The organism is Pseudomonas sp. YQ_6 (assembly GCF_043103245.1).
Lineage (GTDB): Bacteria > Pseudomonadota > Gammaproteobacteria > Pseudomonadales > Pseudomonadaceae > Aquipseudomonas > Aquipseudomonas alloputida.
This window is the reverse complement of sequence record NZ_JBICJR010000068.1, coordinates 89,597-115,219: the sequence shown is the minus strand read 5'-3', so window position 1 is coordinate 115,219 and position 25,623 is coordinate 89,597. Positions and strand designations below refer to the sequence as shown.

General features: G+C 62.0%; 21 protein-coding genes. 8 read left to right on the top strand and 13 right to left on the bottom strand.

The window, feature by feature from the left end:
• The first annotated feature begins 126 nt into the window (after window positions 1-126).
• The 4 genes from ACF8FG_RS23610 to ACF8FG_RS23595 all read left to right on the top strand — a co-directional run bounded on the left by ACF8FG_RS23610 (window position 127) and on the right by ACF8FG_RS23595 (window position 4,793).
• Window positions 127-1,485 (top strand): glutamine synthetase family protein, encoded by a 1,359-nt coding sequence (locus tag ACF8FG_RS23610; protein WP_004374294.1) that lies wholly within the window; start codon window positions 127-129, stop codon window positions 1,483-1,485.
• An 80-nt stretch (window positions 1,486-1,565) separates the two neighbouring features.
• The gene (locus ACF8FG_RS23605; RefSeq protein ID WP_014591022.1) at window positions 1,566-2,654 is read left to right on the top strand and encodes a polyamine ABC transporter substrate-binding protein; all 1,089 of its coding nucleotides are present in this window, start codon (window positions 1,566-1,568) and stop codon (window positions 2,652-2,654) included.
• A 13-nt stretch (window positions 2,655-2,667) separates the two neighbouring features.
• A complete protein-coding gene (locus ACF8FG_RS23600; RefSeq protein ID WP_019438655.1) occupies window positions 2,668-3,963 on the top strand; it encodes an FAD-binding oxidoreductase in 1,296 nt (431 codons plus the stop codon).
• Between the two features lie 152 nt (window positions 3,964-4,115).
• Window positions 4,116-4,793: a DUF3313 domain-containing protein gene (locus ACF8FG_RS23595; RefSeq protein ID WP_014591024.1), complete on the top strand. Its 678-nt coding sequence runs from the start codon at window positions 4,116-4,118 to the stop codon at window positions 4,791-4,793.
• An 87-nt stretch (window positions 4,794-4,880) separates the two neighbouring features.
• On the opposite strand, the gene ACF8FG_RS23590 is transcribed toward ACF8FG_RS23595, so the two are convergent.
• Complete coding sequence (locus ACF8FG_RS23590; protein ID WP_019438656.1) at window positions 4,881-6,257, bottom strand: L-serine ammonia-lyase; 1,377 nt, start codon at window positions 6,255-6,257, stop codon at window positions 4,881-4,883.
• Window positions 6,258-6,403: 146 nt separating this feature from the next.
• On the opposite strand from ACF8FG_RS23590, the gene ACF8FG_RS23585 reads away from it, so the two are divergent.
• Complete coding sequence (locus ACF8FG_RS23585; protein WP_012052371.1) at window positions 6,404-7,345, top strand: LysR substrate-binding domain-containing protein; 942 nt, start codon at window positions 6,404-6,406, stop codon at window positions 7,343-7,345.
• A gap of 33 nt (window positions 7,346-7,378) precedes the next feature.
• Here ACF8FG_RS23585 and ACF8FG_RS23580 read toward each other — a convergent pair whose 3' ends face one another.
• The 11 genes from ACF8FG_RS23580 to ACF8FG_RS23530 form a co-directional block, all read right to left on the bottom strand.
• Window positions 7,379-8,800 carry an undecaprenyl-phosphate glucose phosphotransferase gene (locus ACF8FG_RS23580; RefSeq protein WP_014591027.1) on the bottom strand — a complete coding sequence of 474 codons (1,422 nt, stop codon included), beginning with the start codon at window positions 8,798-8,800 and terminating at the stop codon, window positions 7,379-7,381.
• A 150-nt stretch (window positions 8,801-8,950) separates the two neighbouring features.
• Window positions 8,951-9,730 carry a WecB/TagA/CpsF family glycosyltransferase gene (locus tag ACF8FG_RS23575; RefSeq protein WP_014591028.1) on the bottom strand — a complete coding sequence of 260 codons (780 nt, stop codon included), beginning with the start codon at window positions 9,728-9,730 and terminating at the stop codon, window positions 8,951-8,953.
• Window positions 9,730-10,917 carry a glycosyltransferase family 2 protein gene (locus ACF8FG_RS23570; protein ID WP_014591029.1) on the bottom strand — a complete coding sequence of 396 codons (1,188 nt, stop codon included), beginning with the start codon at window positions 10,915-10,917 and terminating at the stop codon, window positions 9,730-9,732. The genes ACF8FG_RS23575 and ACF8FG_RS23570 overlap by 1 nt, the downstream gene beginning before the upstream one ends.
• Entirely contained in the window at window positions 10,914-12,116 is a 1,203-nt protein-coding gene (locus ACF8FG_RS23565; protein ID WP_076403042.1) for a glycosyltransferase family 4 protein, read from the bottom strand. The genes ACF8FG_RS23570 and ACF8FG_RS23565 overlap by 4 nt, the downstream gene beginning before the upstream one ends.
• Window positions 12,117-12,165: 49 nt before the next feature.
• A complete protein-coding gene (locus ACF8FG_RS23560; RefSeq protein ID WP_081384701.1) occupies window positions 12,166-13,170 on the bottom strand; it encodes a VirK/YbjX family protein in 1,005 nt (334 codons plus the stop codon).
• 9 nt (window positions 13,171-13,179) lie between these two features.
• Entirely contained in the window at window positions 13,180-14,157 is a 978-nt protein-coding gene (locus ACF8FG_RS23555) for a glycosyltransferase (protein ID WP_318078814.1), read from the bottom strand.
• Between the two features lie 5 nt (window positions 14,158-14,162).
• On the bottom strand, window positions 14,163-14,687 hold the full coding sequence (locus ACF8FG_RS23550) for a serine O-acetyltransferase (protein WP_019438662.1): 525 nt from the start codon (window positions 14,685-14,687) through the stop codon (window positions 14,163-14,165).
• 8 nt (window positions 14,688-14,695) lie between these two features.
• Window positions 14,696-15,652 carry a glycosyltransferase family 2 protein gene (locus tag ACF8FG_RS23545; protein ID WP_010954024.1) on the bottom strand — a complete coding sequence of 319 codons (957 nt, stop codon included), beginning with the start codon at window positions 15,650-15,652 and terminating at the stop codon, window positions 14,696-14,698.
• A gap of 1 nt (window position 15,653) precedes the next feature.
• The gene (locus ACF8FG_RS23540) at window positions 15,654-16,262 is read right to left on the bottom strand and encodes an acyltransferase (protein ID WP_014591034.1); all 609 of its coding nucleotides are present in this window, start codon (window positions 16,260-16,262) and stop codon (window positions 15,654-15,656) included.
• Between the two features lie 103 nt (window positions 16,263-16,365).
• On the bottom strand, window positions 16,366-17,832 hold the full coding sequence (locus ACF8FG_RS23535; RefSeq protein WP_019438663.1) for a GMC oxidoreductase: 1,467 nt from the start codon (window positions 17,830-17,832) through the stop codon (window positions 16,366-16,368).
• A 236-nt stretch (window positions 17,833-18,068) separates the two neighbouring features.
• A complete protein-coding gene (locus tag ACF8FG_RS23530) occupies window positions 18,069-19,445 on the bottom strand; it encodes an oligosaccharide flippase family protein (protein ID WP_392519255.1) in 1,377 nt (458 codons plus the stop codon).
• Window positions 19,446-19,540: 95 nt separating this feature from the next.
• Here ACF8FG_RS23530 and ACF8FG_RS23525 point away from each other — a divergent pair, with 95 nt between their 5' ends.
• The 3 genes from ACF8FG_RS23525 (at window position 19,541) to galE (ending at window position 24,744) form a co-directional block, all read left to right on the top strand.
• The gene (locus ACF8FG_RS23525) at window positions 19,541-21,067 is read left to right on the top strand and encodes an O-antigen ligase (RefSeq protein WP_019438666.1); all 1,527 of its coding nucleotides are present in this window, start codon (window positions 19,541-19,543) and stop codon (window positions 21,065-21,067) included.
• 5 nt (window positions 21,068-21,072) lie between these two features.
• Entirely contained in the window at window positions 21,073-23,673 is a 2,601-nt protein-coding gene (locus tag ACF8FG_RS23520; RefSeq protein ID WP_119714278.1) for a cellulase family glycosylhydrolase, read from the top strand.
• 105 nt (window positions 23,674-23,778) lie between these two features.
• The gene (gene galE / locus ACF8FG_RS23515) at window positions 23,779-24,744 is read left to right on the top strand and encodes a UDP-glucose 4-epimerase GalE (RefSeq protein ID WP_014591040.1); all 966 of its coding nucleotides are present in this window, start codon (window positions 23,779-23,781) and stop codon (window positions 24,742-24,744) included.
• 62 nt (window positions 24,745-24,806) lie between these two features.
• Here the strand turns inward: galE and ACF8FG_RS23510 are convergent, their stop codons facing one another.
• Window positions 24,807-25,613 carry a CpsD/CapB family tyrosine-protein kinase gene (locus ACF8FG_RS23510; RefSeq protein ID WP_014591041.1) on the bottom strand — a complete coding sequence of 269 codons (807 nt, stop codon included), beginning with the start codon at window positions 25,611-25,613 and terminating at the stop codon, window positions 24,807-24,809.
• Between the last annotated feature and the right edge of the window lie 10 nt (window positions 25,614-25,623).

The following is a 25,623-nucleotide window of genomic DNA, read 5'->3' as shown; positions in this document are numbered from 1 at the left end:
GCCCCGGGGGGCTGCGCCCAAGATAGTCTCCAGCGCGTCACCTGGGAAGCGTAACGCCTTCGCAACTGTTCAACGGTTCTCGCAAGCGCCCACGCTCCCCCACTAAAACCCAACCAAGAGGTCTGTATGAACGCCCCCTTCGATCAGCTGTCCACCTGGCTGAAAGAACATCGGATCACCGAAGTCGAATGCGTGATCAGCGACTTGACCGGCATCGCCCGCGGCAAGATTGCGCCTACCGCCAAGTTCCTCCATGAGCGAGGCATGCGCCTGCCAGAAAGCGTGCTGCTGCAGACGGTCACCGGCGACTACGTCGACGATGACATCTATTACAACCTGCTCGACGCCGCCGACATCGACATGGTCTGCCGCCCCGATCCCACCGCCGTTTACCAGATCCCGTGGGCGATCGAGCCAACCGCGATCGTGATCCACGACACCTTCGACAAGCAAGGCAACCCCATCGAGCTTTCGCCACGCAACGTCCTGAAGAAGGTACTCAAGCTGTACGCCGACAAGGGCTGGCAGCCGATCGTCGCGCCCGAGATGGAGTTCTACCTGACCAAGCGCTGCGAAGACCCGGATTTGCCACTGCAGGTACCACTGGGGCGTTCCGGCCGTGCTGAAAGTGGCCGTCAGTCGTTCTCGATCGACGCCGCCAACGAATTCGACCCCCTGTTCGAAGACGTCTACGACTGGTGCGAGATCCAGGGCCTGGACCTGGATACGCTGATCCACGAAGACGGCCCGGCGCAGATGGAGATCAATTTCCGCCACGGCGACGCGCTGGACCTGGCCGACCAGATCACCGTGTTCAAGCGCACCATGCGCGAGGCAGCGCTCAAGCACAACGTGGCCGCCACCTTCATGGCCAAGCCGATCACCGATGAACCAGGCAGTGCCATGCACCTGCACCAGAGTGTGGTCGACATCGCCACTGGCAAACCGATCTTCGCCAACGAAGACGGCAGCATGAGCCCGCTGTTCCTGCATCACATCGGCGGCTTGCAGAAGTACATCCCCAAGCTGCTGCCGATGTTCGCGCCCAACGTCAACTCGTTCCGCCGCTTCCTGCCGGATACCTCGGCGCCGGTCAACGTCGAGTGGGGCGAAGAAAACCGCACTGCCGGCCTGCGCGTGCCCACCTCCAGCCCTGAGGCGATGCGGGTAGAAAACCGCCTGCCGGGCGCCGATGCCAACCCGTACCTGGCCATCGCGGCCAGCCTGCTGTGCGGCTACCTGGGTATGGTCGAGCAGATCGACCCTAGCGCACCGGTGCAGGGCCGCGCCTATGAACGACGCAACCTGCGCCTGCCGATCACCATCGAAGATGCGCTGCAGCACATGGAAGACTGCGAAACCGTGCAGCAGTACCTGGGCAAGCAATTCGTCCAGGGCTACGTGGCGGTCAAGCGCGCCGAGCACGAGAACTACAAGCGCGTCATCAGCTCGTGGGAGCGTGAATTCCTGATGCTGAGTGTCTGATCCACCGCGGGGGTGCTTTGCACCCCATGCACAGGCAAGCCTGCTCCGAACTCGAAGAACAAGACCAACGAGGTGTTCCCATGCGTCATCTGCAAGCCCTGATCCCCGCTGCATTCACCCTGCTGTTCGCCACCACCACCCAGGCCGCGCCCACGGTCAGTGTGTACAACTGGACCGACTACATCGGTGACACCACCCTGGCCGACTTCCAGGCCAGCAGCGGAATCAAGGTGGTCTATGACGTGTTCGACTCCAACGAAACCCTCGAAGGCAAGCTGTTGGCCGGGCGTACGGGTTATGACGTGGTGGTACCGTCCAACCACTTCCTCGCCCGCCAGGCCCAGGCCGGCGCCTTCCTGCCGCTGGACCGCAGCAAGCTGCCGAACTGGCAGCACCTGGACCCCAAACTGCTCAAGCAACTTGAACAGAACGACCCCGGCAACCAGTACGCCGTGCCTTACCTGTGGGGCACCAATGGCATCGGCTACAACGTCGACAAGGTCAAGGCGGCACTGGGTGTGGACCGTATCGACTCGTGGGCAGTGCTGTTCGAGCCCGAGAACCTGAAAAAGCTCAAGCAGTGCGGCGTGGCATTCATGGACTCGCCCGACGAGCTGTTCCCGGCCGTGCTCAACTACCTGGGCATGGACCCGCGCAGCGAAAAACCGGGCGATTACGCCAAGGCCGAGGCCCGGCTCCTTGAACTGCGCCCCTACATCACCTACTTCCACTCCTCCAAGTACGTCTCTGACCTGGCGAACGGTGATGTCTGCATCGCCTTCGGCTACTCCGGCGACGTGTTCCAGGCCGCCAACCGCGCCGTAGAGGCGAAAAACGGCGTGAAGGTCGCCTACAGCATTCCCAAGGAAGGCAGCAACCTGTGGTTCGACCTGCTGGCCATCCCCAAGGACGCCAACAACCCCGAGCAGGCCCTGGCGTTCATCAACTACCTGCTCGACCCGAAAGTGATTGCCAAGGTCAGCGCCACGGTCGGCTATGCCAACGCCAACCCGGACGCCAAGGCCTACATGGATGCATCGCTGGTGAACAACCCCGAGATCTACCCACCCCAGGAGGTGCTGGACAAGCTGTACATCTCCAGCACCCCGAGCCCGAAAATCATGCGCGTCATGACCCGCTCCTGGAGCAAGATCAAGTCCAACCGCTGAGTCGAGAACGCTCATGTCTTTCAATACCCAACACACCGCCTCGTACTACGCCGCCACAGCGCGCGACGCGGCACCCTACCCCAGCCTGGACAGCGAACTTTCGGCCGACGTATGCGTGATCGGCGGCGGCTTGACTGGGGTCAATACCGCCCTGGAGCTGGCCGAGCGCGGCCTCTCGGTGGTGCTGCTGGAAGCCCGACGCATCGGCTGGGGCGCCAGTGGGCGCAATGGCGGCCAGCTGATTCGCGGTATCGGCCATGATGTCAGCGGCTTTGCCCGGCATGTCGGCCAGGACGGTGTGCGCTACCTGAAGCAGGCCGGTATCGACTCAGTGGAACTGGTGGCCGAGCGCATCGCCCGCTACGGCATTGCCTGCGACCTGCGCTGGGGCTTCTGCGAACTGGCCAACACCGCAGCGCAGTTCGCCGCCTTCAAGGAGGAACAGGACGACCTGGCCGCCCTGGGCTATCGCCATGAAACACGCCTGGTCGGCGCCGGGCAGTTGAACGAGATCGTCGCCAGCGACCAGTACGCTGGCGGCCTGGTCGACATGGGCTCGGGCCACCTGCACCCACTTGATCTGGTCCAGGGCGAAGCCCGCGCGGCCCACAGCCTGGGCGTGCTCATTTTCGAGCAAAGCCCGGTGCTGCGCATTGAGTACGGGCCCAGGTTGACGCTGCACACGGCGCGCGGCAAGGTGCGCGCAAGCAACCTGGTGCTGGGCTGCAATGCTCACCTCGATGAACTGGAACCGCGCCTGAGCGGCAAGGTACTCCCGGCCGGCAGCTATGTGGTGGCCACCGAACCCTTGCCCGAAGCACTGGCAAGCAGCCTGATCCCGCAGAACATGGCGCTGTGCGACCAGAAGGTCGGCCTGGACTACTACCGCCTTACCGCAGACCGCCGCCTGCTGTTCGGCGGCGCCTGCCACTATTCTGGTCGAGACCCCAAGGACATCGCTGCCTATATGCGGCCCAAGGTGCTGAAAGTATTCCCGCAACTGGCCAACGTGCGCATCGACTACCAGTGGGGTGGCATGATCGGCATTACCGCCAACCGTTTCCCCCAGGTCGGGCGCCTGAACCAGCATCCTAACGTGTATTACGCCCAGGGCTATTCCGGGCACGGGCTGAACGTGACGCACTGGACGGCGAAACTGCTGGCCGAAAGCATCGCCCTCGGCCATAGCCACGGCCTGGATGTGTTCAGCGCCGTGCCGCACCTGACCTTCCCCGGCGGCAAGGCGCTGCGCTCCCCCCTGCTGGCACTGGGCATGTTGTGGTACCGCTTGCGTGAGGCCCTGGGTTGAGTGGGCCGCAACGTTTGCAGCGCCACTCAGGGCGAGCACGTCCCGGCCAGGCACTGTGTGTTCTTTTCAAAGAGGATTGCCCCGTCCACTGGCCAACTGCCTCGCACCTGCTAGCGTTGTTGTGGCCGACCTCTCATGGATGCCTTTTCATCATGAAATCATTGCCTCGCATTACCCTGTTGTGCGCCGCGCTGCTTGCCGTGGCCGCCTGCTCCAGCAACCGCGTGGACCCCAAGGATTACTCCGGCTTCCTCAAAGACTACAGCCGGCTGCAAGAGGCCAAGAGCCCGTCGGGTGACCCGGTGATGCGCTGGATCGACCCCAAGGTCAATATCAACCAGTACAGCCAGGTGTTCGTCGAGCCAAGCCAGTTCTACCCCAAGCCGCAGCCCACCGCCGTTATCTCGCAGCAGACGCTTCAGGAAATCACCCGCTACTTCAACGACGCCCTGCGCCGCGAAATGGGCAGCGTGATGCCGTTGGCCAAGGGGCCTGGCCCCGGCGTGATCGTCGTACGCCCGGCGATCACGGCAGTGTCCACCAGTAACGAGGGCCTCAGGCCTTACGAGGTGATCCCTATCGCGCTTATCGCGGCGGGAGTGAATACCGCCATGGGTGGCCGTGACCAGGATGTGGATGTCGGTGTGGAGGCAGCGTTCCTGGACGGCGCCAGCCAGAAGGTACTGGCCCAGGTGGTCCGCAAGGGCGCGGGCCAGGAACTGGAGAACGATACCCAGAAGCTGACTTTGAATGACGTCAAGCCGGTGCTCGATGGCTGGGCCAAGGACATGCGTGCGAGCTTCCTGGCAGCGAAGCAGAAAGGCCGCTGAGTCAGCGCTGACCCAACAGGTCAACGCGACCTGGTGAAGGAGCGGCCCATCGAGACACAAGGCCGCTCCAGTTGACCGCGTTAAACATCAGCACTCGACAAAAGCGACCGCCAAACCGCCGCGCGAGGTCTCCTTGTAATTGGCATGCATGTCTGCACCCGTATCTCGCATGGTGCGGATCACCCGGTCGAGCGAGATGAAGTGCTCGCCATCCCCCCGCAGCGCCATCTGCACAGCATTGATCGCTTTGACCGCAGCAATCGCATTGCGCTCGATGCACGGCACCTGCACCAGGCCACCCACCGGGTCGCAGGTCAGCCCAAGATTGTGCTCCAAGGCAATTTCGGCGGCGTTTTCAAGCTGGGGCGGCGTAGCACCCAGTACCTGCGCCAAGCCGGCAGCAGCCATCGAACAGGCTGAGCCCACCTCCCCCTGACAACCCACCTCGGCACCGGAAATCGAGGCGTTCTTTTTGCACAGGATGCCAACCGCCGCTGCGCCAAGCAGGAAGTCCACCACATCAGCATCGCAGGCACCGGGGTTGAACTTCATGTAGTAGTGCAACACCGCCGGGATAATGCCGGCTGCACCGTTGGTGGGCGCGGTAACCATACGCCCTCCGGCGGCATTTTCTTCATTGACCGCCAAGGCGAACAGGTTGACCCACTCCATGGCGCCAAGGGTCGAGCCGATCACGTTGGGCTTGCCCAGTTCCTGCAGGCTGCGATGCAACCGCGCGGCGCGGCGCTTGACGTGCAAGCCGCCCGGCAGGACGCCCTCGTTACGCAGGCCGTTCGCCACGCACTCACGCATGGCCGCCCAGATGCGCAGCAAACCTTCGCGCACCTCGGCCTCCGGGCGCCAGGCGCATTCGTTGGCCATCATCAGTTGCGCCACGCTCAGGTTGTGGGCTTTGCACAAAGCCAGCAGTTGGGTACCACTGTCGAATTCATAAGGCAGCCTCACGGCATTCGTTTCGCTTGCCGGCGCATCGATTTCGGCTTGCTCGACGATGAAGCCGCCGCCCACCGAAAAATAGGTCTGGCTCAACAGGCTGTGCTGCCCGTCCATGGCTTCCAGGCTCATGGCATTGGGGTGATAAGGCAGGCTCTCGTCGAGCAGCAGCATGTCACGGCCGTAGTCGAAGGCCAGCGGATGGCTACCGTCGAGCATCAGGCAGTGCTCTTGCAGGACCTGGCCGATGCGCGACTCGATCGTGGACGGGTCGATACGGTCCGGCCACTGGCCCATCAAGCCTAGCAGGCACGCGCGGTCGGTGGCATGGCCAACCCCGGTAGCCGACAGCGAGCCATACAGCCGCACCTCCACGCGCGTTACCTGGGCCAGCAGCCCCTGCTCACGCAAGGCCTGGGCAAAGGTGGCCGCCGCGCGCATCGGGCCGACGGTATGGGAACTGGACGGCCCGATGCCAATTTTGAAAAGGTCGAAAACACTGATAGCCATGCTAATGCCTGCCCCTACCCTGACATGCATCCAGGGTAGGGTTGTCTGAAGAAATTGAGCGTTATTGCGAATTTGCGCGATACTGCCGCGCTGGCTCACGGATGACCAACGAAACTTCCTAAGCAAGCCTTTAGCGGTACTAAACGATGCGACGACAACTCAATGGTCAGATGTTCGTCTGGCTGCATGTATTTGCCTGCGCAGCCCGGCACTTGTCCTTCACCCGTTGTGCCGAAGAGCTGCACATCACCCCGGGCGCGGTCAGCCAGCAGATGCGCCAGCTGGAAGAGCGCCTGGGCTACCGGCTGTTCCTGCGCCGGGCGCGCGGCGTGGAGCTGAGCGCCGAGGGGCAACGCCTGGCCCAGACGGTGGCGGAGGCCTACGGCAGTATCGAAGCCGAGCTGCTGCGGCTGGACGCGGGGGAAATCCGCGGCACATTGCGTGTGCGTTCTATCCCCTCGTTCCTGGCCAAATGGCTCACGCCGCGCTTGCCGCGTTTTCAACAGCGCTACCCGGATATCGAACTGCGCCTGGTCGCCGAAGACAGTGCCCAGGCGCTGACCCCGGGTGATTTCGATTTGGCCATTGACCTGAACGATGGTAGCTACCCAGGCATGCTCTCGACGCCGCTGCTGGACGAGCAGATCTTCCCGGTGTGCTCACCTGCACTGCTACGCGGGCGCCCACCGCTGCACGGCCCCGCTGACCTGGCGCACTACCCGCTGCTGCATGACATCACCGCCTGGCGTGGCAGTTCGGAATATGCCGAGTGGGAGTTCTACCTGGAAGGCATCGGCGCCGCCGGCCTGGATGTGCGGCGCGGGCACACCTTCAACCGCAACCACCTGACCATCGAGGCGGCGATTGCCGGTATCGGCGTGGCGATTGCCCGCCGCACGCTGCTCAATGATGAACTGGAACGCGGGGCACTGATCGTGCCGTTTGGTGTACCGATTGCCAACCACAAGCGTTATGTGGTGCATTACCCGCCAGGCGGCCTGAACCAGCCAGGTGCGCGGGCGGTGCATGACTGGCTGGTGGAAGAAGCGAGGGGGTTCAGGGCTTTGCATCCGTTGAACAAGGAATAGCCACCTGGGCGCGCTTGAGCAGGAGCGCTTCGCTTAATAAGCCTGCTTACCCGTGAAGGCATTAAGCGTGCGCACCAGAATCACGAAGTCCAGCCACAACGACCAGTTGTTGATGTACTCGATGTCCGAGTCGACCCGCTGGATCATTTGCTCGATATCCTTGGTCTCCCCCCTGAAGCCGCGCACCTGCGCCAAACCTGTCATGCCTGGCTTGATATTGTGGCGGGCAAAGTAGTCAACGATATCCTGCGAATACAAGGTGTCATGTTGCAAGGCATGCGGCCGGGGCCCTACCAGGGACATTTCCCCGGTCAGCACATTGAACAATTGTGGCAGTTCGTCAAGGCTTGTCCGCCGGATAAAGGCGCCAACCCGGGTCAACCGTGGGTCGTTCTTCTGCGCCTGCTTGACCACACCTGCTTCCGGTTGGTGAACATGCATGCTGCGAAACTTCCAGATGCGGAACGATTCTCCTGTCCAGCCGGTACGTTCCTGGCGGAAGAACACCGGGCCGCGGCTATCGATCTTGATGGCCAGCGCAACAGCCAGCAATACGGGTGATGCAAACAGCAAAATCAACGCGGCCAGCACCCGGTCTTCAAGGTTTTTCAAGAACAGGCTCATGCCCGTCAAGGGTGTCTCCGACAAGGTCAGCACCGGAATGCCGGCAATTTCCCGCACGCTGTGGTTGATCAGGCGCAACGAGAAGATATCCGGCACCCAGTTCACTGCAATGCACTTGTCGAGCAACTTGAAATACACGTCGTTGATGACCTCGGAGCCACCCAGTGGCGTCACCAGGTACACCGTACGTATGCCGTGCCGGGCCACCAGCTCGTCGAGGTCACCAATATGCCCCAACACCGGCAGGCGCTGCTTGCCCTCGGCACTCTCCAGCCCCTGCCCATCGCCCTTGTCGAGTAGCACGCACCCCAGCACCCGCTCGCCAAACCACGGGTTGTTGCTGATTTTCTGGTACAGGAAGTTGGCCAGGTCACCGTTGCCGATGATGAGGGCATTGTCCAGGCGCGCGTGGGCGGTAAAGCGTTTTTGCAGTTCACGCACGGCAAAGTGCAAGAACAACTGCGCGAAATAACCAATGACGAACAACTGCCCCATCAGCAACCGGGAATAGGTTTCGCTCTGTTTGGTCAGGAAGGCCATGACCACCAGGAAGCAAAACGTTGCCGACCAGGCCTTGAACAGGCGGAACGCCTTGATCGAAAGCCCGACGTTGGTGCGGTAGATCGCGTAATGATCATAAATGACTGCCAGTGCGCCAATCAGCAACAGCAGCATGATCACGTAATCGGATGTGATGTAGCCGAACTGGTCGTAGATCAGGTACCAGGCAATACCGGTGACGGCAATACCATCGAGGCCGGCCTGAATGGCGTTACTGACACTGCTTCTTCTCTGAAGTAAGGAACGACTGCTTCTGGGTTCGAAAACCATTTCAGACCTCATCAAAATGAGCGTAGCAAGTGCCTTCCATCAAACAGCAAGTCTTGAAAACAGCTTATGCAAAGCCCGTGAAGCAGGATCGTGGAGTTCTCAAGCCATTGATATCACTGTAGCAGCCACCTGCCGCTGGTGTGCCCGGAATCACCGCTTGTGCGAATTTTGGCCGATTCCTAGGGCCCGCCTGGCCGAAACCGCCGCCCGCCGGTACAACAGGGTGCGCAACAGGAATAGCGGATTGCCCACCACATAACGCATAAACAGGCGCTTGGGCTCGCGCAGCAGGCGGTACAGCCACTCGCCACCCAAACGCCGCAGCCATTCGGGGGCACGGCTGACCTTGCCGCCGAGAAAGTCCAGGATCGCCCCACCGCACACGATCAGGCATGGCCCGCCAGTGACTGCCAACTCCGCTGCGACCGCTTCTTGCTTGGGCATGCCCATGCCCAGCACGATCAGCTCGGGTTGCTGCTCGCGGGCCAATTGCAAATAGGTTTCAAGGCTGGCGAAGCCATCGTGAACCGACACCGGCACGATGCCAAACTCGGCTTTACAGCGCCGCACGGCCTGGTCCAGGTAGGGTTGCCGGGTGCCCCAGAAGGCGACCTTGCGCCCTCGGTAAGCAGCCATGAGCCTGGGAATGAAGTCAGTGCCGTTCATGTTCAGCCCGGGTTCCAGGCCCAGGCGGCGATACAGGATCGCCATGCCGGCGCCATCGCGCAGCAGTACATCTGCGGCCGACAGCGCCTGGCTGTAGCCACCATCGCGCACCACCAGGTTCATCGCATGGGCGTTGACGAAGCCCAGCACGGTGCCCGTATCCGGCGTAGCCAGGCGGTCGAGAAGGCGCTGCACAGCGGCGTCATCAGCGATCACTTCCAGCTGGTCGATCACACGCTTCCAGCGATTCTGCCACTGATCCATCAGTCGTCATCCCGTTTTGAACGCACCCATTCAACCTGGCGCTTGATCAGGAAACTCAGGTACAAGGGAATTTTCCTGGCCGCGTAAAACGGCGCGTACAACAACACCGAGAACGGTATCACTTCACGGCAGAAGCGCGCCCAGGCCAACGTCACAGCGAAGGCCAGCAAGGCCAAACCGGCAAAGGCGAGCCACGCAGGCGCCGCCAGGCCGAACAGCAGGTACGCCAGCCAGGTCACCAGGTTAAGCCCGAGCAAGGTCAGTACCAGCAACGCCAGGGGCGGTACCAGCAGGTCCAGGGTCAAGGCCGCCAGGCTAGCGTTGCGCTGGGTGATTGCAGCCATCGCCCGTTTGGGTGCGTCGGCAAGCATCAAGCCCAGATGGCCATGCTCCCAGCGGGTGCGTTGGCTGTTGAGGCCTTGCTGGCTGAGCGGGAACTGGCTAGTGACCAGTGCCTCGGGGCAGAAAGCAGGCGGTTTACCCTGCTGGCAAAGGTCCAGGCCCAGCTTCACATCCTCGACCAGATGACCATTGGCCAGGTTGATCAGGCTCAGATCGTGCCAGCCGAACGCCATGCCCGCGCCCATCAGCTGGCATGGCAGGCCCAGGCGCGCCCAGCCGCGTGGCCGCACCAGGTTCTTGACCCGCCAGGCAAACTCGGCAACTTGCACCCGCAACCCGGCACCTGCCGGTGCACGCATCAGGTACAGCGACTGTACCGGGCGGGCAAGTTCGTGGCAGCGGCGCGCCAGGCAGTCGATCGCCCCCTCGCCCACCTGGCAGTCGGCATCCACCACAATGACCACCTCGGGCGGCCGCTGAGCCAGGTGGCGCACGCCGAAATCCAGTGCGTAACCTTTGCCGCGCAAGCGCGTATCGTGGCGCTCGACCACTTCGGCGCCAGCCTCACGTGCCAACCGGGCCGTGTCATCGGAACAGTTGTCTGCCACGACCAGCAGGCGGTCGCCGTCCAACAGTTGCGGCGTAACGCTGGCCAGCATCGCACGAATGACCAACGCCTCATCGTGGGCGGGCACCAACACCGCCACTCGCGGGCGCTCGCCAATGCCCTTGGGCCTCGACCGCGCCGGCAGACAAGCCAGCAACACTTGCAGCACCAGCACCGACACCGGTACCAGGACGATGATCGCCAACAGGCCCAGTAACCAACCCAATACACTTATCATGCGTATGCCTTGAAATAGTCGGCCAGCCTGGCCGCCTCGGTATCGATGTCATGCCGTTGCACGACACGCTGGTAGGCCATCTCGCCCATGCGCTGCAGTGCCTCGGCCGGTTGCGCCAGGCAGTCGGCCATGGCTGTTGCCAGCTCGTCCACGGCGCCGGCAGGGAACAGCCAGCCGTTCTCGCCAGGCCGCACCAGCTCGGGGATACCCGCTACATAGGTGGTGAGCACGGGCCGGCGCAAGGCCATGGCCTCCATGATGACCACGGGCAAACCCTCGGCGAAACTGGGCAGCACCAGCGCACGGGCGCCCAGGATTTCCTCACGTACCTGCGCACTGCTGATCCAGCCAGTGATACGCACTTGCTGCTGCAAGCCGTGCCGGGCAATCAAGGCCTCGATCTGCTCGCGCATTTCACCGTCACCCGCCAGCACCAGCTCGAAGGTGATCGACCGGGCAGCGAGACAGCGCGCCGCTTCCAGCAACAGCAGCTGGCCCTTCTGTTCGCACAGGCGCCCGACACACACCAGCCGTGGCGCCGACGGCACATCGACCGGCGCCACCTCATGAAAACCACGCTCCAGACCGCAATGCACCACCTTCACCTTACCCCAGTGCTCGTGCGCCACCCAACGGTACAGCTGGCTGCGCCCGTACGAGCTCACCGCCGCGACAAAGGCGGCGCGGCGCACCTTCTCCCCCATGTGCAAGAACTGTGGTTTGTCGAATTCTTCCGGCCCGTGCACGGTAAAGCTGTATGCCGGCCCGCCCAGGACGTTGGCCAGCATGACCACTTCCGTAGAGTTGGTGCCGAAATGCGCGTGCACATGTGTCGCCTCCCCTGCCTGCAACCACTGCAGTACCTGGCAGGCCTCGGCCAGGTAGACCAGGTGGTAGGGCCAGGCACGGTCGGCCCGCAGGCCAAGGCGCATGGCCAGCCACAGCGCCTGGAAAAAACGCCGCGGCTGCGTACGCAGCACCTGCCAGGTCGGTGCCAGTAACCCCTTGAGCCCACCTTGCAATACGTAGCGGGTCTTGCCCCGCTCGGTTGCGTCCTCGGCATCCTGCACTTCGGCGTCCCACCCACGCAGGGCTATACGTTGCACCTCAACCCCCTGGCGTTCCAGCGCCAGAATTTCGCGACGGATGAAACTGTGGCTGACTTTCGGGTACTGATTGATGAAGTAAGCAATGCGCATACGAATCCAGATCCAAACCCGCTTGATGACCAACCTTCCCTGGCAACCTTCACTTCAGGCTGTCGACTACGGGCGGTCTGTCTACTGCCGATGCACTCACAGCAAATGCATCCCCCTGTTTTCCTTGTAGTCCAAGGTTGTGATTGCTGCTTGGCAATGCTGCCTGCAAACGGGTGAAAACATCTTCAAGCAACGCCTGGCGGCGGCGGTACATCGCCCGTTTCTTGGTCGGGATGTCAGCTTCCGCCCGTTGCGCCGGCGCTAAAGGCAGGGAAAAAAAGTCCTCACGATCAGACGCTGTGGCGCCGTGTTCTTGCCAGATCACGTCGTAGTTGGCCGCCAGGTCCTGGCCCTTGTCGCTGCCAAAGTAGGGATGGCGATGGTGCCGGCAGGCGTCGCTGACGGCATATAGCTGCGTCACACCCAGGGTTCTGCCCAGGCATTTCAACGCTTCGAGCAACAGGCTGCGTGGCCGCAGCCCTTCGAAGTCCTTGGTCAGGTCACGGTAGATGGCCAGCGAGGTTTCGCCGTCGATACCTTTGTGAATGCCCTGCACCGCACCGATGAACAGGCAGGTCTCCCCCTGGCTGCGGCCCAGGGTGAAGGCCAGGGATGCCACACGCAGGTCGGCCTGGAACAGGTTAAGCACCAGCTCGCCTTCGCGCTTGAACCAGATTGGCCGGTCCAGTACCAGGCAACAGCCCGGCGAGTGGCTGGACAGATCACACAGCCTCAGGTTTTCGTCGCGCCCCAGCAACAGCAACGCCGGGAACTGCCCAGCCACCAGCTCAAAGTGCGAAGCCACCACCTCCAGACGCTGCGGGGCCTCCCAGCATTGGCTGATGTAAGGCCATTGCACGACACCGATACAATCCACACCCAGCCGCTGCAAACCATGCGGGCCCAGCGCCGCCATCATGCGTTGCATGAACCCGTTCAGCTCAGGCCACTGCCTGGCAATCTGCCGCGTCAACTTGTACTTGTTGTGCATCGCCCGCAACGAGTAACCCGGTTGCAAGGTAAACACGCTTTTCACGAGGGTGCCGAGCATCATGGGTTTCTCTCACTTGTACTCGATCAAAGCCGATTTGCCAGCCGCAAGACGGTGGCGCAGGAACTTCAGCTGGCCGAGCATTTCCGGGAACTTGCCCAACACCAGGAACACGGCCTGCAGCCAGTTCTCGCGCGTCCACTTGCCGCCACGGCTAGCCAGGCGCATGGCCTGCAGTGGGTAGATCAACAGCAAGAGCAGGCCCCAGCCGCCCAGCAGCAGGCAGGCCAGCGCGATCACCAAAGGTATGCCCAGGCCCCACAACCACGCCCGACGTGACTCACGCAGCCAATGCCGCTCGGGTGGCTGGCCATGCAGGTAGGCGCCCTCGGCATAGGCATGCCCAGCGCGCAAGCTACGCCGCCACCATTGGCTGAAACGCGTCATGCCGGCATCGTGCAGGGTCATCTCGGCAGCCAGTCGCCAGACTTTCCAGCCGCGGGCCCGCAAACGCACGCACAGTTCCGGCTCTTCTCCGGCGATCAGGTCAGGACGGAAGCCACCCACGCCAGCAAAGGCGTCTGCCCGCATCAGCGCATCGCCGCCACAGGCCTTGGCCTCACCGACCGGGGTATCCCACTCCAGGTCGCACAGCAAGTTGTACACCGAACGCTGGGGGAAGCGCTCACGCCGGCGACCACACACCACTGCCACGGCGGGGTGCTGCTCAAGAAAAGCCTGCGCCGTGGCCAGCCAGGTGGTATTGACCTCGCAGTCGCCATCGACGAACTGTACCAGTTGCATCGATGGCAACAGGCGCTGCAAGGCGGCAAAGCCTTCATTGCGGGCGCGTGCGGCGGTGAACGGGATACTCATGTCCAGCGCCAGCACTGCCACGCCAAGGTTGGCGGCCAGCTGCAGCGAACCATCGGTGGAACCCGAGTCGACGTACATGACCTTGTCCGGCCCCTGCGCCAGCGAAACAAGGCAGCGCTCGAGACGCTGGCCTTCATTGCGGCCGATCACCACCACGCCGATCACCGTTGCCATAGGCCTCACTCGACCGATGCCGTGGCGGCCGGTTGCCGGGCCTTGATGATGGCCGGCACCCCCACTGCCAGTGAATTGTCCGGCACATCTACCAGCACGACGGCATTGGCGCCGATGATCACGTTGTTGCCGATGCGAATACTGCCCAGCACCTTGGCCCCGGTGCCGATGTCGACGTTATTGCCGAACACCGGGGCAATCGGCTCGTCGACATTCTTCAGGCCCACCACCACGCCGTTGCGGATACGGCAGTCATCGCCGAAGCGGGCATAACCGCTGACAACGATGCCGCCAAAATGATCGATGACGAAGTTGCGCCCGATCACCACCTCGCAAGGCAGTTCGATACCGGTGATGATCTGGACGAATTTGAACAGCACCCTGTAGATGAGCGAGCACAGTTTGCGCAGCAGTGCCGGGCGCAGCGTATAACGCCAGCGGCCAAAGCGGTACACCAACAATACCCAGAAGCCCTGGGCGCCCCAGTCCCCGCCATGGGCACGCAGGTCGGCGCGAATATTATCGAACATGGCTCCACCTACCTTGTCGGTTGGCTGGCGTACCGGGTCTTGAACAGCAAAGACCAGGTTGCCCGGCAATGACGCCAGCAGGCCTGAATGGCGCCCCAGCCGCGTCGTTTCAACAGCGCCTTGAGTGCCAGCACCAGGTCGCCCAGCGTGACCAGCAGCATGTGCAGGGCAAGCCCCGCCACCCCATGATGCTTGCGGAAGTACAGCAACTCGCTTTCGATCTGATAGGACGAGATCTGCCGGCTGGCGGCCTCCAGTTCCGCCACCGACTTGGAGCTTTCGCCACCGATATGCACCACCGTGGTATGCGGGTAGAACACCACTTTCCAGCCCGCTTCCTTCACCCGCTTGCAGTGGTCCACCTCTTCGTAATAAAGGAAGTAGCGCGGGTCGAACAAACCCACCTTGTCGAGTACTTCGCGGCGCACCAGGTAGAAGCAGCCGGGCAACCAGTCACACTCGCGCACCGAGGCGTGATCCCAGTTCATGTCGTCGACCATCTTCACCCCTGGGAAGAACCGCCCCAACCCGGTACGCCCGACGAACACATTGAGCGGCGTGGGGAAGTAGCGACAACTGGGCTGCAGGTCGCCATCGCGACCCTCCAGGCGCACCCCCAGTACGCCGCACTCCGGGTGGGCGTCCATGTAGTCGAGCGTTTTTTGCAGCGAGTCGGCGGCAACGAAGGCATCGGTATTGAGCAGCAAGGCGTACTTGCCCTTGAGGTGCGCCAACAACTGGTTGTTGGCCCGGCCGAAACCCACGTTCTGCTTGTTGCTCAGCAGCAGTGCCTCGGGGCACACCTGGGCCATGCGCTGCACCGAGTCATCGCGCGAGGCATTGTCGACCACCAGGTAACTGGCCAGGCGCTCGCTGTCGGCCCGGCGCAGCGCATCGAACATCGGCTGCAACAGTCCAGCGGTATTGAAGTTGACCACCATGACATCCACAGGTTTGCTAGCCATTTCAGCTGTCCCCGAAGAAATACTGACGTCTTTGCGCCATCAGTAACGGTTCCACTTCCGGGTCGTAGGCACCGTTGCGCTGCTTCACCAGATCGATCCATGGGTAGGCTTCGCAACGTGCCTCGACCCGCTTGATCAACTGTTCGGTGGTACAAATGAACTCGGCAGGGTTGCCACCATAGACGGTGCCTGGCGGCACGTCCTTGGTCACCACCGCCCCTGCCGCCACGATGGATTCGGGCCCGATGGTCACGCGAGGCATCACGATCGCACCATGGCCGATGAAGCAGTTGTCCTTGATGTCGATGAAACCGATCGAATCCAGGTGCTTGCCAAAGCGATGCTCGATCAGCAATACCACCCCGTCATGACCGATCAACGTGCAGTCGGACAAGCCCACGCTGTTACCGATACGTACCAGCGACGGGTCGAGAAACTTGCAGCCTGTATTGACGTAGAAATTGCTGCCGACCGAATGAAAGTTGCCCCATCGGGCCAGATAGGCCCCCCATTCAAGACCAGATGGGTTGCAGAACCTCCTGTAGAATTTGCCACCTCGCCCGGTTGCATGGGCGTAGTGCGCCACTGCCTTGCGTATCCATCCCTTCATACTGCCTGGCCTCGCGATCTGAACAATCTTGAGTGTCCTGAGGCGTTCCGGTCTCGTTCTTCCAGGTGCTGACCGCAGCGCACTCACCCGTGTACAACCCGTATCACGCAGCGGCGCCGCTGGCCGCTTTCATCTTTTTATCGAGGTGGTCGGCCAGCCGCACGGCAAATTGCAACAGCGGCATGGTCGGGTTGGAGGCGCCGCCCTTGGCAAAAATGCTGCTACCGGCGACATACAGGTTTTCGGTGCCGAACACCTTGCAATTGGCATCGACCACGCCGTACTGCGGCGAGGCGGCCATACGCGTGGTGCCCATGTGGTGGGCATGGGGTGACATTTTCAGCGGAATCGAGGTGTCATAAACAAAATCGTTGAGCTTGACGAAACCCAGGTCCATGTCGGCGAACTGCTTGGCCAGTTCGCTGCCAATGCACTTGATGGTGTGCCGGTCAGCGGCGCTGAGCGCCCAGTTGACATTGACCTTGGCCACGCCCAGCGCATCCTTCTCGTCCAGTAGCGAAATGCGGCTGTGCAGGTTGGGAAACTGCTCGATCATGGTGCTGATCACGCCGTCGCCGGGGCAGCTGAACTTGGCGATGAAAGCGACCTTGCTGGCAACACCCATGTCGCAGGCCAGGGTCTCCAGAAAGTACTTGACCTCGGCAGTGCGGCCATAGGTCTTTACATCGTCCAGCAAAACGGCGGTGACATTGCCTTTACCGGCCTTGTAATCGTCGACAAAGGCATCGGTGGTGTAGTACTGACGCGGCTCCGGGCCCTGTCCTGACTTGAGGATGAAAGTGCCCATGTCGATGTTCAGGTGTTCCATGAAACACCCGCCGACCAGCCCGTCCTTGCTCACCACGCCTGCCGCCACCAGGGTCTCGCTGTTCAGCAACTGCCGGGCATTCTCGATGCCACCTGTGGCGAGAATGAAGTTTCTTGCCACCAGACGCTGACGATTGCGTTCATAGTCGGACAGAACCACCGCCTCCAGGTGGCCGGAAGCCTTGTCGAACTTCAGATCAACGCAATTACAGTTGATGAACACGTCAAGGCCGTTGGTCTGCTCCAGTGCTGTAGCGTACTTTTGCGCAAAGCGTGTCGGCGTGCTGAGCAGAAAGCGGTCTGCCTCGAATTCACTGCCATTGAGGCCGTTGTTCATCGCGCGAAAATCCGAGCCAGGAGGCAGATCGACAATTTCCATCGCTGCCGGCAGAAAGCCTTCGATCTCCGAATAGGGAATAGGCCAGCCCGGCAACTCGCCTGGCGGGGCGATGGCAAAGTCCGATGGGGTGAATGGCCGGCAACGGCCAGCCCAGTGATTGGAGGTGCCCCCCAGGTAACGCAGGCGGCTTTCCTCGGCATACAACTCCAGGCCCGTGGATGAGCAAGCGTACAAGTCTTGCGAGTGCGGCGCATATTCGCGCCCCCCGCCTTCGGCGATCATTACGTTCCAGCCAGCGGAGGCCAGGCGCAAGCCCAGGGTAATACCCGCCGGGCCGGCCCCGATGATGCAGAAATCGTAGTTGTCGCGCAGCGCCTTCTGCTGCTGATAGTCCTTGATCATGCTGACGCGTTCCGGAAGTAACGGGACGGTAAGACCCAACCGTTGATCACCACGAACCTGGGCTTTTCGACCGTCTTGCCGGCAACCGCCGCCGAGGTGCCGAACACCGCGCCCCCCACGCCGAGCAAGACACAGCTCTGGAGAAAGCCTCTACGACCCGACTGCGCAGTACAAAAAGTGAGCTTCCCCATGATCCCGTGACCTGTAGCCATGAAAGTTACACCCGGCAAACTGCGCTACAGCCAGTTGAAAAAGGCTGTCAGCAGTGCCCCGCACAGCGCCCCGACCAGTAACATCGGCAGTACCACCAGCTCACGTTTGAGGCTGAAGATACCCAGTTTGCAGTTCACATACACAACCAGCACCAGCGTTGGCACAGCATGCAGGGCAACACCCCAGATAGCCCACTCCACCCCACCAATCGCCAGTAACAGCGGCAATAGCGCCCATAACGAGACCAGGCGGATGATGTTGTCCATGGCCTGGTACTTGGTCAGGCCCAAGGCAATCCACACCTGATGAGCCAAGGTATAGCGCAATACGATGAACGATAGCGAGAGAATCGCCAGCATCGGCCCGGCTTCGCGGTAGCGATCGTCGTACATCCAGCCGATCAGCAGCGGGCTGGCGGTCAGGAAACCGCCACAAATGAACAGCACCAGCAGGTCGACCAGCAGCCGAAAGCGGAAATACAGCGCTTTGAGGCGCGGCTTGTCGTCGGCCCGGGCCGCTTCGCTGAAAGCAGGCAGCGCCACCGCGCCGACAATTTTCATGAGCGCGGTCTGCACCGCACCCAGGATCAGCACGGCGATCGAATACACACCCAGTTGCGCCGCCGACATGCTGGCGCCAAACCATATGCGGTCGCCGTACATCGCCAGCACGCCGACCATCGACGACAACAGAATCCAACGGCCAAACACGATCAGCTCGGTCAGCGCGGAACGGTCCCAGCGCAGGTGGTTGTTGGGCCCCTCCAGGGCGGTATGCCCCAGCACGGTCCAGACGACCGCCGAAACCAGGCCTGATAACACCAGCGCCCAGATCGAATGGGTCAGCAAGCCCAGCACCAGCATCAACACCAGGCCGGCCACCTGCGAGGCAAGGTCGACCAGCACCACGCGCTTTTGTTGGAAAGTTCGTACCGCCACATCTATCTTGGTGGACTGGAAACCCCAGATGGCCGCCGACAGGCCGGTGACCGCCAGCACCATCGGCAGGACGGGCGCGGCATAGGTCGAGTCGGCCGGCCACAGCTCAGCCAGTTGGGCCAACCAAGCTCCCAGGGCCAGCAGCAGGGTAAGGGCAAACAGCAGGAAACCGCGGATGATCTGCACGGTCCAGGCGGTGTTGAGAAAGTCCGGGTCGTCTCCGCGGTGGCTCTGGATGATGTTCTGGCGCAGGCCGACATCGGAAAGCAAATGCAGCAGTATCGAAACAGTGGTGGCGATGACCATCACCCCGAACATTTCCGGCAGCAGCAAGCGGGCCATGATCAGATTGCCGCCCAAGCGCATCACCTGTGAAGCCACCTGCGAGACCAGGTTCCAAGACCCGGCCCTCAGGGCCCGCTTGCGCAGGCTCGCGGCGGCTGACACATCAATCGACGGCATGACTTCAATCTCTGACTGATTGGCTAAAAGTCACTATAGTTTCAATTAGCCATGATGCTAGCCGTTGCCCACCGAGGGAAAGGTGTACATAGCCGATGCCTGAACATTTTCGTGCGTTGATCGTCATCCTGTTTCTGGCGAGCGTGGTCTTCCTGATGGCCCGGCGGCCTGCCACCGACCTGATTCCGCTCAGCGACTACAAGCGCCGGCGCAATCTGTGGTTCCTGCTGACCCTGCTGGCTTTTTTCTCCCACAGCTTCTGGCTGTACCTGGGGGTGGGCGCGGTCGTCCTGTTGCTGGCCGGGCGCCGCGAGCACAACCCCATGGCGCTGTTCTACATGCTGCTGTTCCTGATCCCGCCAGCGTCGGTGCAGGTGCCCGGGTTTGGCGTGGTCAATTACCTGGTCGACCTTAACCATATTCGCCTGCTGACCCTGTGCGTGTTGCTGCCGGCCGCGCTGTACCTGCGCCGCCAAGGTGACACTTTGCGCTTTGGCCGCACCTGGGCCGATAAACTGCTGGCGGCCGGCCTGCTGCTGATGAGCGTGCTCTATTTGCGCGAAACCACCCTTACCGACACGCTGCGCCAGGCGCTGTACCTGTATGTCGACGTTCTCCTGCCGTATTACGTGGCCAGCCGTGGCCTGCGCCAGATCAGCGACTTCAAGGACACCCTGCTGGCCTTCGTGCTCGCCTCTTTCGTCATGGCGCTGATCGCTGTGGCCGAGTATGTGCGCCACTGGCTGTTATACAGCGCCCTGGTCGAGGCCATGGGCGTGCCATGGAGCATGTCCGGCTACCTGAGCCGGGGCGGTGCACTGCGGGCAAGCGTCACCACCGGCCAGGCGATTGCACTGGGTTACGTGATGAGCGTGGCCATCGGCCTGTTCCTGTTCGTGCAGGGCTATGTGCAACGCCCGCTGCACAGGGCCATGGGCGCCCTGCTGCTGGCCGCCGGGCTGTTCGCGCCATTGTCGCGTGGCCCGTGGATCGGCGCGGTGGTCATCGTGGTGGTGTTCATCGCCCTGGGCAAAGGCGCCGTCAAGCGCCTGGCGCTGCTAGGTGCGGCAGGCATGCTGGCGTTGCCCTTGCTGACCGTCGTGCCTGGGGGCGACAAGGTGCTGGACCTGCTGCCGTTCATCGGTAACCTCGAGAAAGAGAACATCACCTACCGCGAGCGGCTGATGGACAACTCGTGGATCGTCATCCAGCGCAACCCGTTGTTCGGCTCCTTCGACTTCCGCAACACACCCGAAATGCAGGCGATGATCCAGGGCGACGGCATCATCGACATCGTCAACACCTACATCAACTTGGCGTTGCGGGTCGGCCTGGTCGGGCTAGGGCTGTTCGTGGCGTTCTTTGCCGTCGTGCTGCGGGGTATCCGCAGGGCCATGCTCAGCTTTGCCGACAAGGACGACGAGCGAAGGCAGCTCGGCCGGGTGTTGCTGGCAACGCTGATCGGCATTCTGGTCATCATCTTCACGGTCAGCAGCATCACCTTCATCCCGGTGGTGTACTGGTCTATCGCAGGCCTGGGCGTGGCCTACATCCAGATGGTTCGCCGGCTGCACAACAGCCAGGTCATGGAACTGGCAGAACCCGACCTACAACCCAGGTAATGTTCATGAATAGGCTGTCCCTGCGTCATTACGTGCGCCTTTCGGCCATTGCCGGCCTGGCCCTGCTGCCGCTGGCCAGCTGGGCTTCCGACTGGCAGGTCAGTGTCGATGAGCAAAATGGCTTGCCTAGCGTGACACACGGCGGTGGCCCGGTCATGAAGGCCAAATTCGATTTCTGGGCTGCCAACTGGAGCTGGACCGGTTTCTATACCGACTTCAAGGTCAATGGCCCTTACCACTACACGCTGCGGGGCAAGAACAAGGAGCTGGACTTCGACCTGCAGGCTGACATCCGCAAGGAACAGGCGCAAACCCTGAGCTGGGCCTTCGACCTCGACGCCCACAGCCGCCAGAGCGGTGTCATGGGTGGCGGCATGGTGTTCCAGTTCGACCCGGCACAAATCGCCGGCGACATGGGGGCCCCGCAGTTGCTGCCCGACAATCGCGGCTGGACGTGGGGCAAGGCTGACCAGGGGCGACGCATCGAAATGCGCTTCGACCCGCCACTGGCCAAGGTCTATTTCGAGCGCGGCAACCCGTCCGAGCTGCGCGCATTCCTCTACAAGGACCCGATCAGCGCCGGCCGCCAGCAGCTCAAGGCCGTGCTCAACGTGACCGGCGACATCGAACTCGGCCCGACGCCCACCGAGCGCTTCGGCCTGGCAGACCCCGCCAAGTGGCCTGATGACCAACTGGACTGGCGCACCTCGCCGGTGGACCTGTCGTTCCTCAACGCAGGGGAAAGACCCGCCGGCAAGCGTGGCTTCGTCAAGGCGGTGGGCGACCAGTTGATGTTCGCCGACAACACCCCAATACGCTTCTGGGGCACCAACCTGTCGGCCTACTCGCTGTTCAAAAGCCCCGACGACGAAATACGCCAACAGGCCAAACGCCTCTCGGCACTGGGTTTCAACCTGGTGCGCCTGCATCACCACGACTCGCCCTGGGTCAGCCCCAACGTCTTTGGCGACGGCACCTTGGTGCGCGATACCCAGCAGCTCAGCGCCCAATCGCTGCGCAAGCTCGACCTGTGGATCAAGTCACTCAAGGACGAAGGCATCTACATCTGGCTGGACATGCATGTGCAGCGTGCGTTTACCGCCAACGACCACATCGAAGACTTCAAGGAGCTGCCCGAGCAGGATGGTCGCGTCGACCTGAAGGGTTACGCCTACGTGAACGACAGTATCCAGCAAGCGATGAAACGCTTCGCCGAGCAGTACCTGACCCATGTGAACGAATACACGGGCCTGGCCTACAAGGACGACCCCGCCATCGCCGCCGTGCTGATCACCAACGAGAATGACCTGACCCAGCATTACGGCAACGCCCTGATGCCGAACAAGGATGTACCACGCCACAGCGCGCGCTACATGACGGCGGCCAAGGCCTTTGCCAAACAGTTTGACCTACCCGCCGACCTGACCTGGCGTGCCTGGGAGCATGGGCCGTCGAAGCTGTTGCTCAACGAGCTGGAACAACGCTTCAATGCCGACATGATCGCCCACTTGCGCAGCGTGGGCGTGAAAGTCCCCATTGCTACCACCAGCACCTGGGGCGGCAATGGGCTTAGCGCACTGCCGGCACTGAGCGTTGGTGATGTCATCGACGCCCACAGCTACGGCGACGCAGGCCAACTGGAGAAGAACCCGCTGACCAGCGACGGCATGATCGACTGGATTGCTGCCGCCCAGGTCGTCGGCAAACCGCTGACCGTTACCGAGTGGAACGCCGAGCCCTTCCCGCTGCCGGACCGTCACTCGCTACCCATTTACATCGCCGGCACTGCCAGCCACCAAGGCTGGGACGCCATGCTGCAATACGCCTACAGCCAACAAGCATTCAACCCAGGTTGGCGCACGGCGGACAACTGGCACGCGTACAACGACCCAGCGATGATCGCCACCCTGCCCGCCGCTGCCCTGCTCTATCGCCGTGCGGACGTAAGACCAGCCACCACTCGCTACGTGTTCGCACCGACACCTGCCACCCTTTACAACCAGGAAATCACCCCGCGTAACTCACCGCTGCTGCGCACGGCCATGGAAAAGGGCCAGTTGCAGATCGCCCTGCCACACACGCCGCAATTGCCCTGGCTGAAACCCGCGCCCATCCCGGCAGACGCGCAGGTGCTGCACGACCCGGGGCAAGCGCTGCTGGCCGCCGATGCCACCGAGTCGGTGACCGATACAGGCGAGCTCAGGCGCAACTGGCAACAAGGCATCTACACCATCGACACGCCACTGACCCAAGCCGCCAGCGGCTGGCTGGGCGGCCGCCCGATCAACCTGGGTGCCATTCAGATACAAACGAAAACGCCTTACGCCAGCGTCGTGGTCCAGAGCCTGGACGGCAAGCCACTGGGCCAGTCGCGCGAGCTTCTGCTGTCACTGGGCACCCGTGCCATGCCCAAGGCCGATGACAAGACGCCGTTCAATGTCGAGCCCCTTGAAGGCCGCCTGGACATCAAGGCGCCCGCCGGCCTGAAACTGTTCGCCCGCGATGCACGGGAACAGCTGAAGCCGCTGCCGGTGGCCTACAAGGATGGGCAATACACCATTACCTTCGACGGTACCTACATGTCCAACTGGCTATTCTTGAAATAGAGCATATGGCCATCTACGCTCAGGTCACCTGTAGCTGATCATCCCACCTGCACGTGTCAGGGAGTGTTCACTGCGTCTGTAAACAGCAGATTCCAGGAGGTGGGGATGAAATATCTGGTTGTGGGTGGTGCGGGCTACATTGGCTCGCACATGGTCAAGCACCTGCTCGCCGCCGGCCATGAAGTGCTGGTGGCGGACCTGGTCTCACCTGGGCCCGGTATCCAGTGGGCCAAGCTCGACATCGCCGACGAAGCCGCACTGGACGTGCTGTTTGGCGTTTGCCGCTTCGATGCGGTGTTCCACTTCGCCTCGTTCATTCAAGTGGGCGAGTCGGTCAGTGCCCCCGGCAAGTACTACCAGAACAATGTCGCAGCCACCCTTTCCCTGCTGCAGGCCATGGTCAATGCCGGCATCAGGCACCTGGTGTTTTCTTCGAGTGCCGCCGTATACGGCAACCCGCAGTACGTGCCGATAGATGAAGCACACACCAAGGGGCCGATCAACCCGTATGGGTTGAGCAAATGGATGGTCGAGCAGATTCTTGAGGACTTCGACCGGGCCTATGGTTTGAAGTCGGTATGCCTGCGCTACTTCAATGCAGCGGGCGCTGACCCGGAAGGCCAGCTAGGCGAGCGTCATGAACCGGAAACCCATCTGATCCCGTTGATCCTGCAGGCTGCATCTGGCCGGCGTGAGGCGGTGACAGTGTTTGGTCGCGACTACGACACACCGGATGGCACCTGCATACGCGACTACGTGCATGTGGCAGACCTGGCGGCGGCCCATGCACTGGCAGTGGATTATTTACTGGACGGTGGCGAGCGTGCCGCGTTCAACCTGGGCAATGGCCTGGGCTTTTCGGTGCAACAGGTGATCGATACGGCCCGGGCAGTGACCGGGCGACAGATCAATGCCCTTGACGCACCGCGTCGCGCCGGCGACCCGCCACGGCTGGTGGCGGATGCGAGCAAAGCCATGCAGGTGCTGGGCTGGCGCCCGGCATTCGCCTCGCTGGAGCAGATTGTTCGGCATGCGTGGCAGTGGGAGTTGCAGTATCCCTGGAGGCGCTGAGTTGGCCTCATAGCCTTCAGGCGCAGCACAAGGCTGCGCCTAAAAGCGTATTGCCAGAAAGCTCAGTAATAGGTGCGCGGCTGTTCGTCAGCCTTGTTCAACACTGTCCCGATCAGGTTCACCGTGCCCAGGTGATGCAGGCAATCCTCGATTTCCTTCTTGTTGTTCATTCCGTTGGCCACCACCAGCAACACGCAGTCGAACTTGGGCATCACGGTGATCGCATCGTCCGAGCTGAGCAGCGGTGGCAAATCGAAAATGCAGATGCGCGATTCGTAGCGGTTGCGCAAATCGCCAATCAGGTTGTTCACCTTGGGCGAGGACAGCATCTCGGTCGACAGGGGCACGGGTACCCGCGTTGGCAGCACCACAAAGCGCGGCAAGGTGGGGTTGACCAAACAGTCCTGCAACTCGGCCTTGTCCGACAGAAACTCGTTCAGTGCCTGCTCCATGGGCAGGCCCAGGTAACTGCCGACCTTGGGCCGGCGCAGGTCGAAGTCCACCAGTAACGCAGTCTTGGTGGTGTGGTGGGCAATACTCATGGCCAGGTTGATCGCCAGCATGGTCTTGCCCGCTTCTGGCGTTGGCGAGGTGATGGCCAAGGTACGCCAGCCGTTCTCGTCCATGGCCCTGAGCACCTGCGTACGCAACAGGTCGATCGGCCCGTTCATGTTGGAGTTCTTGTTGTACGCCACGATGCGGTTACGCTCCAGGTGGTCTGCACGCAGCGGCACCACCTTGGTGTTCACGTAATCGAACTGACCCGGCACTTCGGCCAGCGCCGTACCGGGGGCGGGAGACAGTGCCTGGGGAGTACCCGGGGTTACCTGATGAATATTGTTGCCAACAGCCGGCTTGATCCTGTCCATCACTGCTTTC

What these genes read in the sequence shown, in the direction of transcription:
- ACF8FG_RS23580 (WP_014591027.1), bottom strand. Translation starts at nt 8,800, where the DNA reads ATGGTTTTCGAACCCAGAAGCAGTCGTTCCTTACTTCAGAGAAGAAGC.
- ACF8FG_RS23555 (WP_318078814.1), bottom strand. Translation starts at nt 14,157, where the DNA reads ATGGCAACGGTGATCGGCGTGGTGGTGATCGGCCGCAATGAAGGCCAG.
- ACF8FG_RS23565 (WP_076403042.1), bottom strand. Translation starts at nt 12,116, where the DNA reads ATGCGCATTGCTTACTTCATCAATCAGTACCCGAAAGTCAGCCACAGT.
- ACF8FG_RS23560 (WP_081384701.1), bottom strand. Translation starts at nt 13,170, where the DNA reads ATGATGCTCGGCACCCTCGTGAAAAGCGTGTTTACCTTGCAACCGGGT.
- ACF8FG_RS23520 (WP_119714278.1), top strand. Translation starts at nt 21,073, where the DNA reads ATGAATAGGCTGTCCCTGCGTCATTACGTGCGCCTTTCGGCCATTGCC.
- ACF8FG_RS23540 (WP_014591034.1), bottom strand. Translation starts at nt 16,262, where the DNA reads ATGAAGGGATGGATACGCAAGGCAGTGGCGCACTACGCCCATGCAACC.
- ACF8FG_RS23605 (WP_014591022.1), top strand. Translation starts at nt 1,566, where the DNA reads ATGCGTCATCTGCAAGCCCTGATCCCCGCTGCATTCACCCTGCTGTTC.
- ACF8FG_RS23595 (WP_014591024.1), top strand. Translation starts at nt 4,116, where the DNA reads ATGAAATCATTGCCTCGCATTACCCTGTTGTGCGCCGCGCTGCTTGCC.
- ACF8FG_RS23510 (WP_014591041.1), bottom strand. Translation starts at nt 25,613, where the DNA reads ATGGACAGGATCAAGCCGGCTGTTGGCAACAATATTCATCAGGTAACC.
- ACF8FG_RS23575 (WP_014591028.1), bottom strand. Translation starts at nt 9,730, where the DNA reads ATGGATCAGTGGCAGAATCGCTGGAAGCGTGTGATCGACCAGCTGGAA.
- ACF8FG_RS23600 (WP_019438655.1), top strand. Translation starts at nt 2,668, where the DNA reads ATGTCTTTCAATACCCAACACACCGCCTCGTACTACGCCGCCACAGCG.
- ACF8FG_RS23525 (WP_019438666.1), top strand. Translation starts at nt 19,541, where the DNA reads ATGCCTGAACATTTTCGTGCGTTGATCGTCATCCTGTTTCTGGCGAGC.
- ACF8FG_RS23610 (WP_004374294.1), top strand. Translation starts at nt 127, where the DNA reads ATGAACGCCCCCTTCGATCAGCTGTCCACCTGGCTGAAAGAACATCGG.
- ACF8FG_RS23590 (WP_019438656.1), bottom strand. Translation starts at nt 6,257, where the DNA reads ATGGCTATCAGTGTTTTCGACCTTTTCAAAATTGGCATCGGGCCGTCC.
- ACF8FG_RS23570 (WP_014591029.1), bottom strand. Translation starts at nt 10,917, where the DNA reads ATGATAAGTGTATTGGGTTGGTTACTGGGCCTGTTGGCGATCATCGTC.
- ACF8FG_RS23535 (WP_019438663.1), bottom strand. Translation starts at nt 17,832, where the DNA reads ATGATCAAGGACTATCAGCAGCAGAAGGCGCTGCGCGACAACTACGAT.
- ACF8FG_RS23585 (WP_012052371.1), top strand. Translation starts at nt 6,404, where the DNA reads ATGCGACGACAACTCAATGGTCAGATGTTCGTCTGGCTGCATGTATTT.
- ACF8FG_RS23545 (WP_010954024.1), bottom strand. Translation starts at nt 15,652, where the DNA reads ATGGCTAGCAAACCTGTGGATGTCATGGTGGTCAACTTCAATACCGCT.
- galE (WP_014591040.1), top strand. Translation starts at nt 23,779, where the DNA reads ATGAAATATCTGGTTGTGGGTGGTGCGGGCTACATTGGCTCGCACATG.
- ACF8FG_RS23550 (WP_019438662.1), bottom strand. Translation starts at nt 14,687, where the DNA reads ATGTTCGATAATATTCGCGCCGACCTGCGTGCCCATGGCGGGGACTGG.
- ACF8FG_RS23530 (WP_392519255.1), bottom strand. Translation starts at nt 19,445, where the DNA reads ATGCCGTCGATTGATGTGTCAGCCGCCGCGAGCCTGCGCAAGCGGGCC.